Origin of the sequence: Paenibacillus dendrobii, assembly GCF_009807035.1 — a bacterium.
GTDB classification, from domain to species: Bacteria; Bacillota; Bacilli; order Paenibacillales; family Paenibacillaceae; genus Paenibacillus_AQ; species Paenibacillus_AQ dendrobii.
Map to the genome: position 1 here is coordinate 123,818 of NZ_WUBI01000002.1, position 19,444 is coordinate 143,261.

General features: G+C 54.3%; 6 protein-coding genes. All 6 read right to left on the reverse strand.

Features of this window, described 5'->3' with window-relative positions; all coding sequences use genetic code 11:
* Positions 1-69: 69 nt before the first annotated feature.
* The 6 genes from GRF59_RS14230 to GRF59_RS14255 all read right to left on the reverse strand — a co-directional run bounded on the left by GRF59_RS14230 (position 70) and on the right by GRF59_RS14255 (position 19,430).
* Positions 70-5,955 carry an Ig-like domain-containing protein gene (locus GRF59_RS14230; protein ID WP_160498387.1) on the reverse strand — a complete coding sequence of 1,962 codons (5,886 nt, stop codon included), beginning with the start codon at positions 5,953-5,955 and terminating at the stop codon, positions 70-72.
* A gap of 79 nt (positions 5,956-6,034) precedes the next feature.
* Positions 6,035-9,841 (reverse strand): alpha-L-fucosidase, encoded by a 3,807-nt coding sequence (locus GRF59_RS14235; protein ID WP_160498388.1) that lies wholly within the window; start codon positions 9,839-9,841, stop codon positions 6,035-6,037.
* Between the two features lie 39 nt (positions 9,842-9,880).
* Positions 9,881-10,051 (reverse strand): dockerin type I domain-containing protein, encoded by a 171-nt coding sequence (locus tag GRF59_RS14240; RefSeq protein WP_160498389.1) that lies wholly within the window; start codon positions 10,049-10,051, stop codon positions 9,881-9,883.
* A 270-nt stretch (positions 10,052-10,321) separates the two neighbouring features.
* Positions 10,322-11,173 (reverse strand): cohesin domain-containing protein, encoded by an 852-nt coding sequence (locus GRF59_RS14245; protein ID WP_160498390.1) that lies wholly within the window; start codon positions 11,171-11,173, stop codon positions 10,322-10,324.
* 47 nt (positions 11,174-11,220) lie between these two features.
* Positions 11,221-14,253 (reverse strand): DUF4838 domain-containing protein, encoded by a 3,033-nt coding sequence (locus GRF59_RS14250; RefSeq protein WP_160498391.1) that lies wholly within the window; start codon positions 14,251-14,253, stop codon positions 11,221-11,223.
* Between the two features lie 308 nt (positions 14,254-14,561).
* On the reverse strand, positions 14,562-19,430 hold the full coding sequence (locus GRF59_RS14255; RefSeq protein WP_160498392.1) for a discoidin domain-containing protein: 4,869 nt from the start codon (positions 19,428-19,430) through the stop codon (positions 14,562-14,564).
* Positions 19,431-19,444: the final 14 nt, after the last annotated feature.

Sequence of the window (19,444 nt, forward strand, 5' to 3'; positions counted from 1 at the left end):
GTCGTTCCAAATGCCTGGCGCTGCCTAACTGTGCAGACGCCTTCCCCGAACACTGTGATCTTGAAGAAGTTACCCCACGATTTTCTTGGCAATGGCGGCAAGGTCGGAGATATCGATTTTGCCGTCGCCGTTCACGTCCGCCCGCTTCGCCTGGTTCCAATCGGGACTTTCTGACGTTTTGCCGTAATGGGCGGCGGCAATCGCCAGGTCGCCGATGCTGATTCGGCCGTCTCCGTTCAGGTCGATACTTCCGGGTGGATTCACTTCTTTGGACACTTCGACTTGAATCGATGCCGGAGCAGCCTCGGTTTCATGACCTTCCGGATCGCCGAGAGCAACGCGGGCCGTTTCGATTCGACCCGAAACCGTTTGTTCCAGGCCCTTGGATTTGAAAGTCAGCTTGAGGAACGAGCCGTCCTCCCGGATCGCATGATCGGCCCCCGTACTGACGGCGATCACCCTCACCTGACCCGGCGTACCGGCTGCCGTTTCGACGATTTGAATATGCTCTTCCTTCAACTCGGCACGAATGAATTCAAATTTGTCTTTGTCGTAATGCAGCGTGATATCCTGAGCCTGCACGGGACCATCAACATGGTTCAAGCCCATGTCGATCAGAAAATCCTCTTCCGGTTTCACGCTTGCCGGCCCTGTGAGGAGCGCAGAAATCCGCTTCGGCGTTCCGTCGTCTTTGAGCTTAAAGTGAATCGTGTAGGAGACGGATTTATTTCCATCTTCCGATTTGGCCAGGATCGTGGCATCGGCTGGAGCTGACACAGCCGGAATGACCGTAATCGCTGTGTTATTCGTGCCCTTCGCGGTGATGGACCGGAGTTCGGACAAATCCGCAATCTCTGCCGTGTACTCAAAACCACCTCCCGATTTCGGCGTAAAACCGTCGATCACGCTCTTGCCTCCAAGCAAAATATCGGTCACTTTCGGTTCCGTATAAGCGGCTGGACGTCTGGAGAACACCTTGATTTCGGTAATGCCGATGCCCATACCGGTCTGTGCCGTCATATCCACCCGCAGAGCCGATGTTTTCACCATGTCGAAGCTCAGCTTATTCGCCTGCCGAAGCGCCGGCGAAGCAGGATCGGATTTCAAGTTTTTCACGTCCACCCAGCTGTCGCCCGATTTGTACTGGATTTTGAAGCTTGCGGGGTATGAAGTGCCTTGATCGCCAAACCAATGGATTTCCATGTTATCGACGTCGTATTCCACAGGCTTGAAATCGCCGAACGTAATGGAGACCCAATCGCTTGATCGCGGCGTGCGCTGCCAGTTCGTCCAGCGGTTGTGTGGGGTTTCTTCATAGGAGATGATACCGTCATTAATAGCCTCGAGACGGTCTAAGGAAGCTGGACCGAGATTCGTGAAGGAGGCCTCCGCCTTCGGATGGTCATAACCGTTCTTGGCCATAGCGATGTTCTGTTCGTCCCCTACCGACTCCGTGACGCGGACTAGGGCTTTGGACTTCAGCATCGTACCTTCCACGGTTCCGGCCAGTTCAAATGTGCCCTCCTGGTCCAGACTGCCGGAAGGAACCGCCTCCCAGGCGACGTTTTTCCGCTCATCCGTGCCGTCGCTGTAATATACCGTGACGCTGGTTGGAAGATTCGGTATCTGCTTACGAAGCACCGCGAGCGCAACGTTTTCCACAGCAATCGCACCTTTGACGGTGACGACGGCTTTGGCTTTCAGATTCGTGCCTGCGACGCTGCCGCTTACTTCAAAGGTCCCGAGGGATCCATACTTCTCCGGAGCCACCGGTTCCCAGGTTACCGCTACCGGTTTAGGAAGACCTGTCTTGTAGTGGGCGACCACCGTCTTCGGAAGAACGGGCGCTACCCCCGGGTCCGTGATAACACTAGCAGGTTCAAGGCTCTCGATCACCTTCTCCGACACATTGGGGGAAATCGTGAATGTGATTTCTCGTGTCGTTACTTTAGTTCCGTTATAGGTAACCTCCGCTGCCACCTTGGCCTGCCCGGCTTGGAGAGCATAGAGCTTATTGCTTTCGATGCGGATCAAATTCGCGTCATACGCATATACCGGCTTGGTTCCGGTCAGGTCTGTCTTTTGGCCGTTCTCAAGCTGTCCCGTCACCTTCAAATCGATGATTTCATCCTCTGTCAGCTCCGTTTTGGACGCTTCGATATCTGCCGATACCAACTTGGCTTCTTCCGTCTTCAGATGGATGACATACTCTGTGCTTGCCAATCCATCCTCCGAAGTGACGTAAATTTTGGCCGTTCCCGGCAAGGCTATAGCAGGCACGACCGTCACTGCAGCATGATCCTTGCCCGCCGCTTCGATCACAGGCAGCTGGCTGCCGTATGGCAGTGTCAGCTCATAATCTCGTTTGACAGCATCAAAGCCCGCCAATGCGCTGCCGCCGACCGTAATGCCTGCAAGTTCGGCCGTGGAGCTCATCGCGATCTGATCGGCATATACCTCCACCTCGGTCAAAGCGGAGAATTTGCCTGCCTCCGAAGCTTTCATGTGGAACTTCAACTTATCGGTCGTGACCGGGTCGAACCGGATTTCGTTCTTCTGCACGATATAAGGAGAAGGCTCCTTCACATTCTGCACATCGGCCCAAGCCGTTCCATTCCAGTACTGCACCGTGACCTTGCTTGGCACGGCCGTACCGAAATCGGTAAAGACGAACAAATCCAGATTGTCAATCGTATACGTTCTGCCGAAATTCACCGTAATCGAGTCTCCCTGATCGCGCGGAGAACCGGTCCAGTTCGTCCAGCGGTTTTTCGGGTTGTCGTTATAGCTCTTGATCCCATCGTTGATATGATTCAGATTGTCGCCAGTGCCGGTATAAGTGGCTTCAAGCTGAGGAAATAGGGAACCGTTTTGGCGAAGCATGATGTTCACCCTGCGGTTTTCATTCGTCACCCGGATTTCTGCCTTCGCTTTCAGCGATGTTTCGGCGACGCGGCCTTCCACCGTAAAGCTGCCTTCCTGCGCGATCTGGCTTGGCGAAATCGGATCCCATGCCACATTGACGCTAACCATGGAATCATCGCTGAAAATAAGGCTTACCTGCGAAGGCAGTGTCGGCATGGAGCCGACTTTCGTCGTTACCGCTACCGTTTTGACAGCCATAATACCTTTGACCGTAATGATGGCGGATGCTTTCAGGCTGATGCCCTCCACGGTGCCTTGCACCTCGAATTGATTGATTTTGGCATATAACCCCGGTTCCACAGAGTTCCAAACCACTGTTTTCATCGCGGATGAACCGTCGCTATAATGCACTTTTACACTCTGAGGTAGCACTGGAGCTTCTCCGATGCCGGTTAACACCTGCACCGACTCCACACCTGCAACCGTTTTTTCGCCACCGTCCACTGCGGGTACGCTGAATACATTTACGGAATCGCCACGCAGTCCCGCCGAAGACACGGTCAGCTTGATCTCCCCGGCCCGCTGCGTCGATTGGAGAATCGCCAGCGCTTTGCCGCTGAATGCTTTCCGTTTATTGTCCTTATAGCGTTCGACGCTCGCTGCATTGCCATTATCCACACCGGCGATCGTGCCGCTGCCGGACACGCTGAACTGAAGCTGGTTATCCGCAGTAGGGACAATGCGGCCCTCGCTATCAACGATGTCGGCCGTCACGAAAGACAGATCCGTTCCATCGGCCGAAATGACCTGACGATCCGCCATCAACCGGACGGCTGCGGGTGCGCCTGCTGTGACAACGCGATCTCTTGCCACTTCCTTTCCCTGCTCATCCTTGGCAACCGCTTCCAACGTTCCCGTCTTGAAAGGCACGGACCATTCCAGATAGGTCTTTCCTGTTGAAGTTTCCAGGTAAGGTGCTCCCCAAGAAGTGGTTTTGCTCTCGAAGCTTTGTTCGCCCAGCGAAGTACCATTCAGGATGAGCTCCACTTTTTTGGCATTCGTATAGGCAAGAACCCGTACTGTCTCCCCTTCTTTCCAGTTCCAATGCGGCAGCAGATGCACCATCGGTTCTTTGGTCCACTGACTTTGGTAATAGTAGAAAATATCCTTTGGAAACCCTGCGGTATCGACCGCGCCGAAATAAGAGCTTTTTGACGGGAACGTGTCGTAATAAGGCGTAGGTTCGCCGATATAGTCAAATCCGGTCCAGATGAACTGTCCCGCGATATACTTCAAATCCCGCTCCTGCTTCCAAGCGTCTTCCGCGGTTCTTCCCCAACTTACCGAATCATTATCATAAGAGGATTGCTGAAGATCCGAGTAGGTACCCATTTTGTTGTTGCTGTTCGGATGGGTATAGACACCTCTGGACCGCGTCGCAGAGGATGTCTCGGAACCGTACATGATCCAGTTCGGATACTGCTCATGGAAGTAGCTGTAATTGTTCTCCGCATAATTCAGTCCAACCACATCCACGACATCCAGCACGTTCTTAATGTTGCTGTTCAGCGGTCTGGAATTGGCGCTGTTCTGACCGATCGTTGTCGGCCGTGTGGTATCCACCTGCTTTACCCAATCCACCAGCTTACCGGCCGTTGCGGCGCCGTTTGCACTGGAAGTGTCATATATCTCATTCCCGAGCGACCACATGATAATGGAGGGCTCGTTTTTGTCCCTGTCCACCATCTCTTTGATGTCATGCTCCGCCCACGTTGAGGCGAACCGGTCCGACCAAGCCGAGAAAAAGCGTGCGTAATCATACGATTTCTTGCTTTGATTCCATGCGTCGAACGCTTCTTCAATGACCAACAGCCCCAGCTTGTTGCATGCTTCGAGAAGCTCCGGAGACGCCGGATTATGCGTGGTTCGGATCGCATTGACGCCCATGTCCTTCATGATCTGCATTTGGCGTTCGAGTGCGCGTGCATTGGTGGCAGCTCCGAGTGCGCCGAGATCATGATGCATGGATACACCGTGCAGCTTCATGTATTGACCGTTCAGCGAAAAGCCTTCATTTTTATCAAGCTTGAAGTAGCGGGCACCGAAGGTCGTTTCGTAGGTATCCACCGTCTGGCCATCCTTGATGACTTCCGTAACCACCTTGTATAAGTAAGGATTCGTGGTGCTCCAGAGCGTCGGATGGTTAATGGATTTTTTGTCTTCGAAGCTCGTGACTTTGCCTGCTCCGGCCATCACTTTTTTCGACTCTATTGCAGCCACCGTGCTGCCGTTCGCATCCACGATGGTCGATTTGACGCTGACCTCAGCCGCTGCCGCGGAATCGTTGGCAACCTTGGTAACGATTTGGACGTCGGCTTTGCCGTTCGCGTAAGCCTTTTCCAGTTCTGGCGTCGTCACGAAGGTGCCGTATCTGGCCACATGAACGGGATTTGTGACCGTCAGGTACACGTTCCGGTAGATCCCGCTGCCCGAATACCAGCGGCTGCTCGGCTGCGTGTTGTTGACCTTCACCGCAATGACGTTCTCCCTGCCGTCGGTGTAGACCTTATCGGAAATATCATAAGAAAAAGAGTTATAACCGTACGGATACGTGCCCAGAACCTGACCATTCAAATACGTGGTGCTGTTCATGTAAACGCCGTCAAAATCAATGGAAAGGCGTTTTCCGGCCATCGACGCCGGGAGCGTGAACGTTTTCCGGTACCAGCCGGTGCCGCCGTCCAGAAATCCTCCCTCATGCGTGGCCGGCGAGCTCGCGTTAAAATCCAGCTCGATGCTCCAATCATGCGGGAGGGTCAATGATCTCCAGGCATGGTCGTCAAAATCCGGCGCCTGCGCTCCGGTAATACTGCCGCCGGTTTCGCGCTGAAAGCGCCAGTCATCATTGAAATTCACCTTTCTTTCCCCGCTGTATTCCGCGGAGGCGCTTTCCGGCGGGATCACCAGAATTTGCGGGGCTTCTGGTTCGGCCTTTTCCTGTGCAGATACCGGAAATGCAAAGCCAGTCACCATCAATACCGCGGCGAGACATAGAGTTAATCTCCTGCCAAACCTACCTTTTCGATTCAATCGGAACTCCTCCTCATCGATTTCAATCAAACATCCGGAAGGAGGGAGAAAGGAAGCCCCTCCTCCCGGACGCAGTGACTCATTCCAGTATTTTTTTGGCGATTTCGGCCAGATCCGCAATGTCGATTTTGCCGTCGCCGTTCACGTCCGCCTGTTTGCTGGCTTCCCAGTCGGGACTCGTTTTGTCTTTGCCATAATGCGCAGCGACGATCGCGAGATCCCCGATGCTGATTTTGCCGTCGCCGTTTACATCGGCCGGGTTCCCGCCGGTCGCTCCCGGCATTACGTTGACGGAAACAGAAGCGGCAGCGGCCTTCGTTTCATCCCCGTTCGCCTGGCCAAGCACAGCGCTCGTTAATTCGACTTTTCCTGATTTCTGCTGCGTCACCTCCTTGGCTTTAAAGTGCAGCTCCAGCACCTTCGTATCCAGAGAGACGGCGTGTTCGATGCCTTCGCTCGCAAGAACGAGGCGAAGTTTGCCCGGCGTGTCGTCCTTCGTTTCCACGACCTGTACCCCGTCCAGAATCGATGAGACAGAGTCAAATTCCATGACATCTGCATCGTATGTCAACATAAGATCTTGGGCATAAATCTCATCTTTCAAGCCGCTTAGCCCGTATTGAATCGAGAAGGACTTGCCTGACCCGACTTCATGGGACCCCACGAGAGTTAGTGTTGCGGCGGCGCCTTCGGCTTTGATAACGGATGCTTTAAATGTTTCCAAGGCCTGCTTGAGCGTATCGGTGGCCGCATTTACCTGTTCTTGGGTGGAAAGCGGGCTTTGAGCAATCATTCTGGCCTTCCGAATCGCGTCATTGAGCAAAAGCTTGGATCCTGCCGGGTATTCTCCGGCTTTCGTCCCTTCTACCGCTTGATCATGAACGTTCTGAGATTCCTGAATGAGCGTTTCCAGCGCCTCCGTATCCACCAGCTCCGTTACCGTCGGATAGAAACCGACCTCGGCAAGATGAACAGGTCCTCGCGCCTGCAGGATTCGTACCCGAAACTGCTCTCCCGTCACCGGACTTGGAAGCAGCAGGATACGTTTGTATCCGACGGATCCGCCGGCCGCGATCTGTTTCCATTCCCCTCCGGTGGTGCGCACGTCGACCGCGAACGATTCGATCTGCTGTCCTTGGCGAATATCCTCTTGCAGGAGTACCTTATCTATCTCCACCGCATGATCCATATCAAAGATCAGCGTGCTGACGTCGCCGGTTGCGGACTGCCATGACGTATCATAGGAACCGTCGCCCACCGCCCCGGGGGCTGAACCTGCTGCTCCGTTCTCTGCGGTAATGGTCGCCTGCAAAGCATAGTTGCGGGCAAAATCCTGCTTCATCCGCTGATTCCATTCTTTTAGCCTGACAACGTCCGCATCCGGCAGCTTCCCTCGCTTATCGGGCGGAACGTTGAGCAGGAGCACCGAATTGCGGGCAACCGACTGGTAGTAGATGTCCCGAAGCTGCGCAACGGTTTTCGGCTGCTGATTATCGTGATAGAACCACCCCGGACGGATGCTGACGTCAACTTCAGCCGGCCACCACGTCAAATACTGCATGCCGTGGGCTGCCGCATCGCCGAGTGCCTTTCTGCTCCCCAGATCGGAAGAAGTATAGGCGGGATAATAGCCTTGCGTGCCGTTCGGATTCATCGCGGCGCCAAGTACGCTCCATTCATTTTCACGAGCCCGCCCCGATTCATTGCCTACCCAGCGGACGTCGTCTCCCGTCACGGCAATGACGGCATTCGGCGCAAGAGAACGGATCAGCGAGTAATAACTGTCCCAGTCGTATTTCTCCTCTTTGCCTGCCGGAATGTTGCCTTGGGAGCCGTCAAACCAGACCTCGTCGATCTCCCCGTATTCCGTCAATACTTCGTATAACTGGTTCAGCATCATCGCTCCGTAGTCGGTCGCCGGCAGCTTGAAGGTCTGCAAATCCTTACCGGCTCGGTCATCCCCTTGTACTAATGTAGGAATCGTCCGTTCCGAGCGCTGACTGCCATTCGCGAAAATGCCGTCGGTATAGGCACCATGATCCGCTGGTGACAAGTAGACCCCGACCTTGATTCCATACTTGCGCATCGAGTTTACGAATTTCCGCAGAACATCTCCTTTTCCGGCTTGCCACGTGCTGCTCGCCACGCTGAAATCCGTGTATCTCGTCGGATACAGCGCAAACCCGTCATGGTGTTTGACCGTCAGGATCGCCATCTTGAAGCCGCCATCCTTCAATGAACGGGCCCATTGATCCGTATCGAGTTCGGTCGGCTGGAACCGGTTCGGATCTTCGTTGAAATTCCCCCATTCCGTGTCGTAGTACGTATTGATTCCGTAATGCAGGAAAGCGGTCTGCTCGTATTGCTGCCAGGTCACCTGGCGCGGCTCCGGACGGACCAGAGAAGCTTTGGCGGCCAGCGCAGCGGAGCATTCGTTTGGCGTAATCGCGATTTGGTGATCTGGTCCAACATTCGTCGGCAGTGTGCATGGACCGCCTGACAAGGCCAAGAGACTATTACGGAATGCTCCTTCGATCTTGCCTAACGCAACTCCGTACAGTTGCCCCTTCATCCCCGATCCCAAGGCGGAATCGGCTGCTCCCGCATAAACGACGGTGTTCCGGCTTGCCGCCGGCTTTGATGACAGAATTGTTGCGGCTCCATGCTGCTCGCCGTCCTTCCACACGCTCACCGCAGCCGTTCCGTCCGCCCGATCCTCGTATACAAGAGCCAGATGGGCAGATTCGCTGCCAAGCGAAACGCTAAGCTGCTCCGTCTCTTTCGCCGCCTTCTTCGCGGGTCCGCTCACAAGAAGCTCAAGCGCCTCCCCTTTTCCCCGCCGCAGCGAGACAGCACCTGCCAAATCGATCAGCGTCGAACCCGGCTGAATGGCAGATGGATCGGCGGAAATCTCCGCCACATAGCTTCCGTTTAGTTCGCCTTGATTCACGATGGAAACGGCAGGTGTAAATTCGAGCCGCGAGCTGCCCCCGTTCATTTGAAAACGCCCCAAACCAGGCAATTGACCGCCCTCGATCTTCAGTGCTCCCAGGAGCGTTTCCTCGGAGGAAGCGGTGTACAGATTATCTTTCAAAGATCCTAGGCCCTTTACCGATAAACTACGCTGCACTCCCGTAATCTCCATCGTTTTCAGAAGTGATGCTTGAAATGAGCCGTCAAAGGTAGATAAGACCGCCTGGCCTACGGAACCCTTGAATCCCCGGTTCAATCCTGCCGGATGTACCTCGTTTCCGAAGCCGAACTTGGTACCTCCGCTTCCAGCAGGCGCGCGTCCGATCTCCGAATGCAGTGCCGGCAGCTCTGTTCCATCCATAAAAGCCCGAAGAGAAGCGCCGGATTCATTTGGCTCATATACCATGGCAAAGGCATGTTCCTTGCTCTCTGCAGGCGCGTCCGCGCTTCCTTTGAATTCCGTCCATTTGCCGTTCTGCTGTACATTGAAGCCATACTCCAGTTTGGAGGCGGATTGATACCTTACATACATGTTTCCGCCGATGGCAATCAAGGTCGAAAGTGCGCTCTGGCCCGCCTGCGGCTTGAATGTTGCTTCCATGATCAACGGTTTATCGATCGTGCTCGTTCCGAGCGGTTCCGTCGCCGCGAATTCTACGCCGCTGCTTCCGCCGTTCAATACCACGCCTTCGCCGAAGACAAGCTGCTCATTCCCCGTACGCCTGCTGACGCTGCCAAACATCGTTTCTCCCGTCGATGCGGTGTATCCCTTATCCGTGGAAAAGGATCCTCCAAACCCGATATCAAGCAGCGCCCGGCTGGCAGCCGCTGCTTGAGAAACCGGGGAGTGCACGGGAAAACTGACAAGCGTCATCACTAGCGCGAGCAGAAGGGGCAATGTTTTTTTGTTCATGTCCGTTACCCTCCCAAAATCGCAATGCTATGCAAAGTGTCAATCCAATATTTTGCTGGCAATCGCAGCGAGATCGGCGATATCAACCTTACCGTCTCCGTTGATATCCGCCTTCTTCGCTTGCGCCCAATCCGGACTCGAAGAACCTTTGCCATAGTGGACTGCCGCAATTGCCAAGTCGCCGATACTGATTTTGCCGTCCTGGTTCACGTCCGCAGATGGGCCTGGTGTTCCCGGAGCGACGGTTACTGCCCTTTGCGATAAAGAAGCCGTTGACTCCTCTCACTGCGCATTCCCAAAAGTGATACCCGTAAGCTTGACGATTCAAATAGAAACGGGCATACCTCGCATTCACCGATTCGAAGGCGATCGTTTTGCCCGCATCCGTTTCGGTATATTCCGCATCGGCTCCTACGCCTTTGCCTGCGCTGCTATCGGTATCGTCGTTGAATACCGTAGCCCCCCGTTCATTAAGAATCCTTACGGCTGCTCGATCATTTTCTTCGCGACGATCGACAAGTCGGCGATATCGATGGTGCCGCTTCCGTCCAGATCCAGATGCTTCACGTCATTCCAGTTCGGGCTGCTCGAATCCATGCCGTACTTGGCAGCGATCATGGCCAGGTCACCGACGCTCACTTTTCCATCCCCGTTCACGTCACCGGATAGAGCAGAGCCGGATTTGATTTTCACGGTAACCGACGCATCTTCCATGCTGAATTCTTCGCCCTTGTCATTACTGAGAACCGCCCGCGCCACCCGAACCACGCCGTCGGTTTCCTTATCTACCGCTGCGGCCTTGAATCCCAGCTCCAAAATATCTCCCGTGCCTGTAACCGGATGCTCTGCGCCAAGGCTCGCCAGGATGATATGCAGCTTGCCTGGAGCCTGCGTACTTAAATCGTTGACAATGGTCACTCCCTCTTGTAGAGCTTTTGCGGAATCAGCGACGTACTCCATTACGGCCGGATCGTATTCGATCGTAATCTCCTGGGCATACACGTTTTGAGATACGTTCGCGAAACCATAGTTGACCGTAAACGCCTGACCCGGAGCGACCTGCTCAGCGCTTGCCTTCAGGGTGACGGACTGTTCACCGGCGGCAGCCTCTGCGGCGGTTTTGCCTGGTTTCGCTGCATCACCGGATTGCGCCGGGGCACTTGTTTCCTGCGGAGTTCCGTTTTCCCCAGGCGGCTGCGGTCCCGGCATATCGCCTGCTGCCGGTTGCTCTACAGCAGACGGCGCACCTGTTTTGTCCCCTGCCGCCGCATGAGCCTGAGAAGCGCTGAACAAGAGCCATGCTGCCATCATCAAAGCCGCTAACATAACCATCCACTTTTTCTCCAAACGAACTGTCACCATTCCCAATCACCTCGTCATTAAATTTGGGTTAAGCTTTTGTTGCCTTCAGCTACCGTCATTTGGCTTGCAACAGCCGCCAGATCCGCAATGTCGACTTTGCCGTCGCCATTGATATCCGCCCGCTTCGCTTGTTCCCAATCCGGGCTTGAAGAATCTTTGCCGTATTGAGACGCCACGATGCCGAGATCGCCGATGCTCACTTTGCCGTCGCCGTTCAAGTCTGCCGGTTGACCGGATGAGCCCGGAACGGCCTTGACGGATACGGTACCTGCTTCCGCCTGAATTTCATCTCCTTCCTCACCGGCCAGTATGGCGCTGGTGATCCGGAAAACCGCTTCGGTCTGTGCCTGCACCTCCTTCGTGACGAATTGCAGCCTCACCAATCCGGTATCCGCGGACAAGGCTTTGCCCGGACCCTCGCTGGCTCCGATGAGACGTACCTTTCCGCCAGAATCCTTGCTCTCCACCAATGCCAATCCTTCCTTGACAGATGCGGCTGAAACAAACTGCACCCGGTCCGGATCGTATGAAATGGTCAGGTCGAACGCATATAGCGGATCGTCGATGTTCTTCAGTTCCGCTCCAATCTGGAGCGTATCGCCTGCTTTCACTTCCTGACGATCGGCTGTTAGCAACGTCTGCAGCTCATCTCCTTCACCGGGTTCTCCCGTCGGTTCCGCCTGCACGCTGAACTCACGAACCTGCACCCACTGCGATTGTGAAGCTGTTGCACGAATCCGAATGAATCTGGCTTCAGTCCCACCTCCTACCGTAATCTGCGCTTCCGGCTGATCACTTACCTCGGCAACCGCCTCCCAGGTACTGAAATCTCTTGAGACTTCGATGACGCCATGGTGAATGTAATCGTTAGGCTTGGCGGCCGTCGACATCTTCAGGATAATTTCCCGAAGCGATTGTACGGAGCCCAAATCAATTCCAACGTAGTCGCCGTCCGATGGACTTGCGTTGGACCAATACATCGTCGTCTCGTCGTTATCCACCATACGAGCGGCATTGTTATTTTCCTGCGTTCCCATCGTCGTCATCGGAGCCGGCTTCTGCATGCCGCGGTTCACTCCGTAAATCCAACCAGCTTCACCAAAACCGCTGACATATCTGCGCAGCAAATACGAATTTTGCAGCATGATACCGTCAAAGCGGTGGGCATAAAACTCGCCCAAAGCCCGAAGCTTCGCTTCCTTTGAGGCAGCATTGTCACCTTTGAGCCTGTCATAATCCACCTCTATGTCCGCGATCGCATATTGAATGTTCCAGTACAGACGCTCGATCATGAACGAGGCGGCACTGCCATGGGGTGACTTGGCCTGAGCACTTGCCAGCTGCGACTTGGCCTGCATGTAATTGTCCCTGGCCTTCGTCACGGCATTCATGTTGCTGAAATCACCCGCAGGCTGATTGAATAACGTGCGTCCCGCCTCTTCTGCAAGTCGGAGATATTCGCTCATTTCCCCTGCGGCAGCGCCATACCTGGACTCGATATACTCCGCTACCAGAGCTTGCGCATCCGCCTCCGGGTTCCAAGACATTTGAGCCAAAATGTAATGCGTCGGTTCAAACGTGATCCAGTCACCAGGCTCGGAATAGGTGCCGATGCCGTTCACGCCCAAGGTTTTATAATAGGGAAGCTCCTGACCGATCAACTGCGGAAAAACAACCGGCAGGGAATGAAAGGCATATCGCCGGTAATATTCGTACATGGCCAGATCCCCTTTGAAGACTTGTTTCCACTTGTTAATTAAATTAATGGAAGGTTTATTCACGGCAGAGTTCGGGTCGAAAATCGTATCCCGGTAGCTTCTGAAATATGGAGCAAAATCAATGAGGATGGATTCGTCGTACATGTAGGCATTGCTAGGCGGCTGATCATGGGTAGCGTACGCGATAGCCTCAAGGCGAACGCCCGGCAGCTCTTTCTCCACGGCATCGTGCAGCTTGTTGACGACGTAGGCGTAAGCATTGGCGCTGCTGCCGAATTTGGTGATGACGCTCGGGGGCCAAGTGGCAACATCAGGAGGCCAGGCATCAAAAATACGGATTTCCGGTCTTGCCTTCAGGTAAGCCACGACTTCGTCCACGTAAGCATCAACAGCCTTGTCACTGGTAATATTGAACACGTTATAGCCACTGACGAACCAATCCGGATGGGCCGCGCCATATTTGTCTTTGCGGAGGAAGCTCTCAAAGCCGTGCCCACCTACCTCTGCCATCATCCCTCTTTTGTTCAGCTCGGGGATGAGCTTTTCCCTCCAGTCATCCCAGCGGGTATTACCCTGAGCGACATAATCGTAGGGTACGACCAACGTGTTCAACTTGTTTTTGGCCATCCAGTCGATCAGTGCGGGCAGATTCTCCGCCGAATGGCTCCACCCCTCCTCTACGTATTTGCGCCTAACCGTAAAGCCAGGTTCCTGCACCTCGCTGATTGCCGGTAACGTGATGGAACTATGAGCAGGCACATATTCAGCATGGCCGCCGTAAGTTTCGAACGTCGGCGCAAAAAACGTCACGCCCATCCTCCCCAGCAAATCGTAGGCGGCATACAGCGTACCACGTTCATTTACCCCTGCCAGAATAAGACCGTTGTTTGCCGTTTCTAAGGCGAATGAATCCTCCTTCTTGCCGTTCAGCTTTTCATTCGCGCTTCTCAGCCATCCAGCCGGTATGTCTGCCGTTTGCTTGCCATTGATATAAGGTTTCGCCTGATCACCGGTGATGATGATCAATGCGCTGGATAGATGATCGTGCGTGTTTTCTTCCTCGCCGGACAACTTTCCTTGAACAACGGGAACCGCCGTTCCGCTGATTCGTTCGATATACGACCTAAGCTCTCCGGCCGCGTAAGCTGTTACCTTGGCGTCAGAATCACTGTCCCACCAGATAATGGCTGATTTCGCTTGTCGATGATCCACAAGGGATAGTTCATCTTCTTCGAATACATCGGCATACGCTCGCGAGCCTGCCTCGAAATAGCCCATAAATAACGACATGATCAGTGCCATACTCACCATTCTGATTTTCCCTTTATTCACCGCATGGCCTCCTCCCTTTCATAATGATGAACTCTTTCGCATTTTTTCCACCAACTCCTTAAGTTCAATCTATCGCCCAGGTCCGCATCCGCTTGGTTGACAATCCAGACATATCGCGACATCACAGAAACGAATGGTTGCTTCTTACCGCCGGAGTTTATCGGTAAACCACATGCCGCGACGAATGCAAAAAATATCACTGTCGAAGTATCCTCCACTTTATAGCCTTAGTTGCGCTATTAATCCTCCTATTCATCAGTGGAAGTCCAGACGGCAAGGCTGAGTTGCCCCTTACCGCCTGGTTCCAATCAATTAACCTGAGTGATCTTCTTGGCCACGATGGCCAAATCCGCGATATCGATCGATCCGCTGCCGTCCAGATCCAGATGCTTGATCGCATTCCAGTTTGGACTTGAAGCGTCTTTCCCGTATTGGGCAGCCAGGATGGCCAAATCGCCGATGCTGACTTTGCCGTCGCCGTTGACGTCGCCTGAAATGCCGCCCGGGTGACCGGCAGTGATCTGAACTTGGGCAGATGCGGATGCAGCCTGCGTTTCATGCCCGTTCGCATCGCCGAGCACAATATCCGATACCGTCATATTGATGGTCACTGTCTCGGATGTCTCCTTCGCCAGGAACGTGACGGCAATGATCGCTTGGTTTCCGGACAACCCGTGATCGGCCCCTTCGCTCGCGATGATTACCCGGAGTTTTCCCGGCTCCCCGGACTTGGTTTCCACGATGTTCACGCCCGGAATCAAGGACTCGGCCGAGACGAAGCTCATATGCTCCATATCATATTGAAGGGAAGCATCCATCGCGAAAATAGGTTCCGACATGCCATTCACACCTAAGTCCACCTTGAACGGCTGCCCGGAAGCCACCGGGCTATCCGGTGTAAGCTGCGCGGATGGCCCGCTGGAAGTCTCTTTAGTCTTGAATACGAAAAGCTCTGCAGCCGAAGCGAAATCCCCTACGCCCTGTACGGCCTCAAGCTTTACGTAAGCCGCTTCTACAGGAGCAAAATTCACTTCCTTCTGCTGTTTATTGCGAAGCCATGTGCCTTCCGACACCTTGGTAAACTTAGCTCCATCGCTGCTCACATACACGTTATAAGCCGTAATTGTTCCATTCCCGGCATCGGGACGCGGCAGGTAGCCGATTTTGCCGACTTTGTACGTTCCGCCAAGATTTACGATTAGAGACTGTGGCAGCGGATCCACGTTATACCATTTGGTATGCCAATGCGTATCCGGGTTGCCGTCCAAAGCAAACGCCGGGTCATTGACACCTGCTTCGCCGCTGGTCGCGCTGGCGCTCATTTGGCTCTGCGGAATTTGCTCCAGATCCGGTTGGCCGCTTACCGTCACCTCGCTCGTGGCAGTAAACCCGCCATCCTTTGTAGATACGGTAATGACGGCTTTTCCTTCCCCCTTCGGCGTGACCTTACCGCTTGCATCCACCGCCGCGATGCCCGGATCGCTGCTGGACCAGGTGACGGCTTTGTTCGCCGCATCCTCCGGCTCTACGGTGGCGGTCAGCATGACTGGTTGATCGAGTGCCTTCAGCGACAACGTGGCACGGTCCAATGCAACCCCCGTGACTTTGGCAGTTCCCGCGGAAGGCAAGCCGTACACCTTGAATTCGCGGATGGCCGCCTTATTTTCGCCCGGAAGACCCGTGACCGTAATGCGTACGTATTTCCCTCGACTGCCGAAGGTGTCTTTCAGCACGGTTCCGGCAGTCGAGTTGCTGCTTCGGTCCGCAACCGTGATCCAACTGGATTGATCGTTCTCGCGGACCTCGATTTTGTATCCATACGCCAGCTCGCTGCGCTCGAACGAAACTTCCGTCGCTTGGATCGAATACATGGCCCCAAGATCCACCATCCAGGCATGATTAGCCTTGGCGTCTGCCGCCGACCAATAGGTATCCGGATCGCCGTCATTTGCGTGCCCTGCGGTATGGTTCGGATCCTCGCTGTCCGCAGTCGCTCGTTTCCCCTCCGAAATGACGGAAAGTTCCGGTGCCTGCTTTGGCGCTTCATACACGTCGAGCTCCGAAGCAGAAGCAAAACCGCCGACTGCAGCAGTCGCTTCGAGCTTCACATACCTGGCCATGACCGGATAAAAAGCGATGTATTTCTTCAGATTGTTTCGTACCCAGTTACCGCTTGCTATTTTCGTATAGGATTGGCCGTCCGTGCTTGCATACAGATTATAAGCCGTGATCGTCCCGTTCCCCGCATCTGTGCGGGGGGCATAGCGGAACTGGCTGATCTCGCGGACCTCCCCTAGATCTAGGACGATGGACTGCGGGAGCTTGTCGGAGCCGTCCCATTTCGTATGCCAGACCGTGTTTCGGTCTCCGTCGATCGCCTTGGAAGCTTCACTGCCGGGCTGGTAGCTGAGAGCCGATGCTTTCATTTCTGTCTTCGGAATGGCTGTCGGAGCGGGCTTCGTTACATCCCGATAGACATTGATTTCTGCCGCCGAAGCGAAGCCTCCGACACCGTCTCTGACCTCCAGCCGGACTAAGGCAGCTTCGACCGTATCAAAAGCCGCGGTTTTCTCCTGCTTATCATCGTTCCATTCGCCGCTGACCACTTCTGTATAGTTGACGCCGTCGGTGCTGGTTGAAATGGCATAACGTGTAATGATGCCATTTTTGCCTCCATATTGCCTTGGCAGGACTTTGATTTTGTTCACGAACTGCTTCGTTCCAAGATCCAGCGTGACCGATTGCGGCAGCTTGGCGCTGCCGTCCACAGGCGTCGTCCAAATGGATTCGAAATTGCCGTCCAGCACATTCGCAGCAGGCGCTGAGACGTCCGCGCTTGTAGCCGTGGCTACGATATCATCCTGCGGAATACGGCTTGGATCGGTATCCTCCTGCGGAAGCTCGATCTTTACCGCATCCGTGAGCGGCGTCGTATCGGCTTTAAAACCGGAAACCGTAAGCTCAAAAGCCCGATCAGTCGGAAGCTTAGGCGTTTTGACATACAGCACCCCGCCTTTTTCCGATGCATCATAAAACCAACCGCTTCCGGCTGCATCGTATGCTGCTTTCGAAACCTGACGGGTATATGCCGATCCATCCAATGAGACCGAGACAGGTTGATTCGGCATATGGATCATGAATTGGCTGATACGGGAATCCGGTTTGCCCTGATATTCCCCGATGCTCGCCCCCACTTTAACGGTCAAGTCGCCCGTTCCGCGTTCGGGTGCGATCGAATCGATGCGCGTTTTGGCAAACTTGCCCGTACGATGCTCTTTCGATACGCCATCGTCTTCGTACAACGTAAAGCTGGATGTTTGGTACGGATATATATCGTAAGTGACCGGTTCGGCCGGAACCTGCCCGTCATACAGCGATTCGGGATACATTGGTATGATGGCTCCCGCTTTGACGAGCAGCGGCAGACGGTTCAACGGTGCTGCGTACTCATCAAGCATTTTGGAGCCGTAATGCGCGTCCCCGGTCCAATAGTCGATCCATTTGCCCTTCGGCAAATAGATGCCGTTTCGGGTCGTTGTATCCGAGTAGACAGGAGCCACAAGCAGGGAGTCGCCGGACATGAACTGATATTGGGTCAGCGTACCCTTGGCGTTCGGATCGTCCGGATCGCTGTAAATCATGCCCCTCACCAGAGGCGCTCCCGATTCATAAGCTTCATTCAGATAGGTATAGAAATAGGGCGTCAACCGCTGTCTCAATTTTAGGATGTCGCGGTTATAACTCGTGTAAGGTTCTCCCCAGACCCACGGCTGCTTATCCTTCGCGGCCCAACCGGACATGTTCATCAGAATCGGGGTAAACGCTTTCCACTGCAAATCCCGGACATACGTCTTGGCGCTCCCGCCAAAAATGCCGTCCACATCTCCCGTGGCATACGGGATACCGGAGAGTCCCGCTCCTATCAACGTGGGAATGTGGAAACGGATGTAATCCCAGTTGCCTGACTGGTCGCCGCTCCAGACGGCCGAGTACCTTTGCGTTCCCGCCCATCCTCCGACCGACCATACATAACCACGATCATTAGAGTTATTCTCGATGCCCTGGTAAGCTTGCTTCGTGGCATTCAATGCAAAATCGTATCCCGGTCCAACCCATGCCACATCCAGCTTCGCTAGCCTGGTGCCGTCTACGCCGACTTCATGCGCGATTTGGTCCACGCCGTTTTGTGTCCAGAGGCCGGTGTAGAATCCCAGCTTTTTCAGTTCATCCACGGTCGGACCAAGATCGGAATATCCGCACCCGTAACCGTCATTGGGCAAAATCCAGCCGCCTGGCATATCGTGGTCGCGGTAAGCCTTGGCGACTTTCTCAATGACATCCGTCGTTTTCTCCGGAGCACGGTTATAGCAATCCGCATCGCCAAGGCCCATACCCCAGCGCGGGATTAGAGCCGGTTTGCCCGTTAAATCCGTCAAACCGTTCAGAATGTCCTTGATACTCTCTCCGTAAAAGTAATACGCATCAAAGCGATTCTCGTCATGTGTGAGCTTCACCGTAGAATCGAAATCATACACACCGTTTTGGAATGTATTGCGCAGCACGCCATAACCCGCGGTACTCAAGTAAAACGGTGACGGGTTGGATACCGTGCCGCTTCCCCAATCGCCGTAGTTCTCCGAAATGGATATTTTGCGGTCGCGGTGGTTGAAGTAGCCGTTTTGCATGCCGCCGCCGTAAAAATATTCGTCTTCGCCCCGGACCAGCTGCTGGGATGCTGATTGGCCGCTATAGCTGAGACTTGCGGCTTCCTCCCAGACCACGGTTTGATTGTCCTTGCGGTACATCGCAAATTTCAGCGGCGCTTTGTAGGCCCGGAGAACGAACTTTCCGGTTTCCATTTTGTAATAAGATCCTTCGTCCGACCAACCAATCTTGACCGGTCCGAAATCCTCCTTGATTACGATCGGTTCGGCAGGCTGTCCGGAGCTTTTGCCTTTAAGCTCCGTAAACTGTCCGTTCACACCCAGCCAAATCCGGACCATGTCATCCCTCTCGAATATGACTTTGACCTTATCTTGACCCGCGGTAATCGTAAATGTCTTATCATCCGTTTGCTTGAAGTCCGAGACCGATCCCACGGCTGCGGCGCTGGCCGACTCCGAGCTCAGCAGCATCCATGCACACATAAGCAGTAAACAAACCGATAGAATAGACAACTTGACATGGAAAC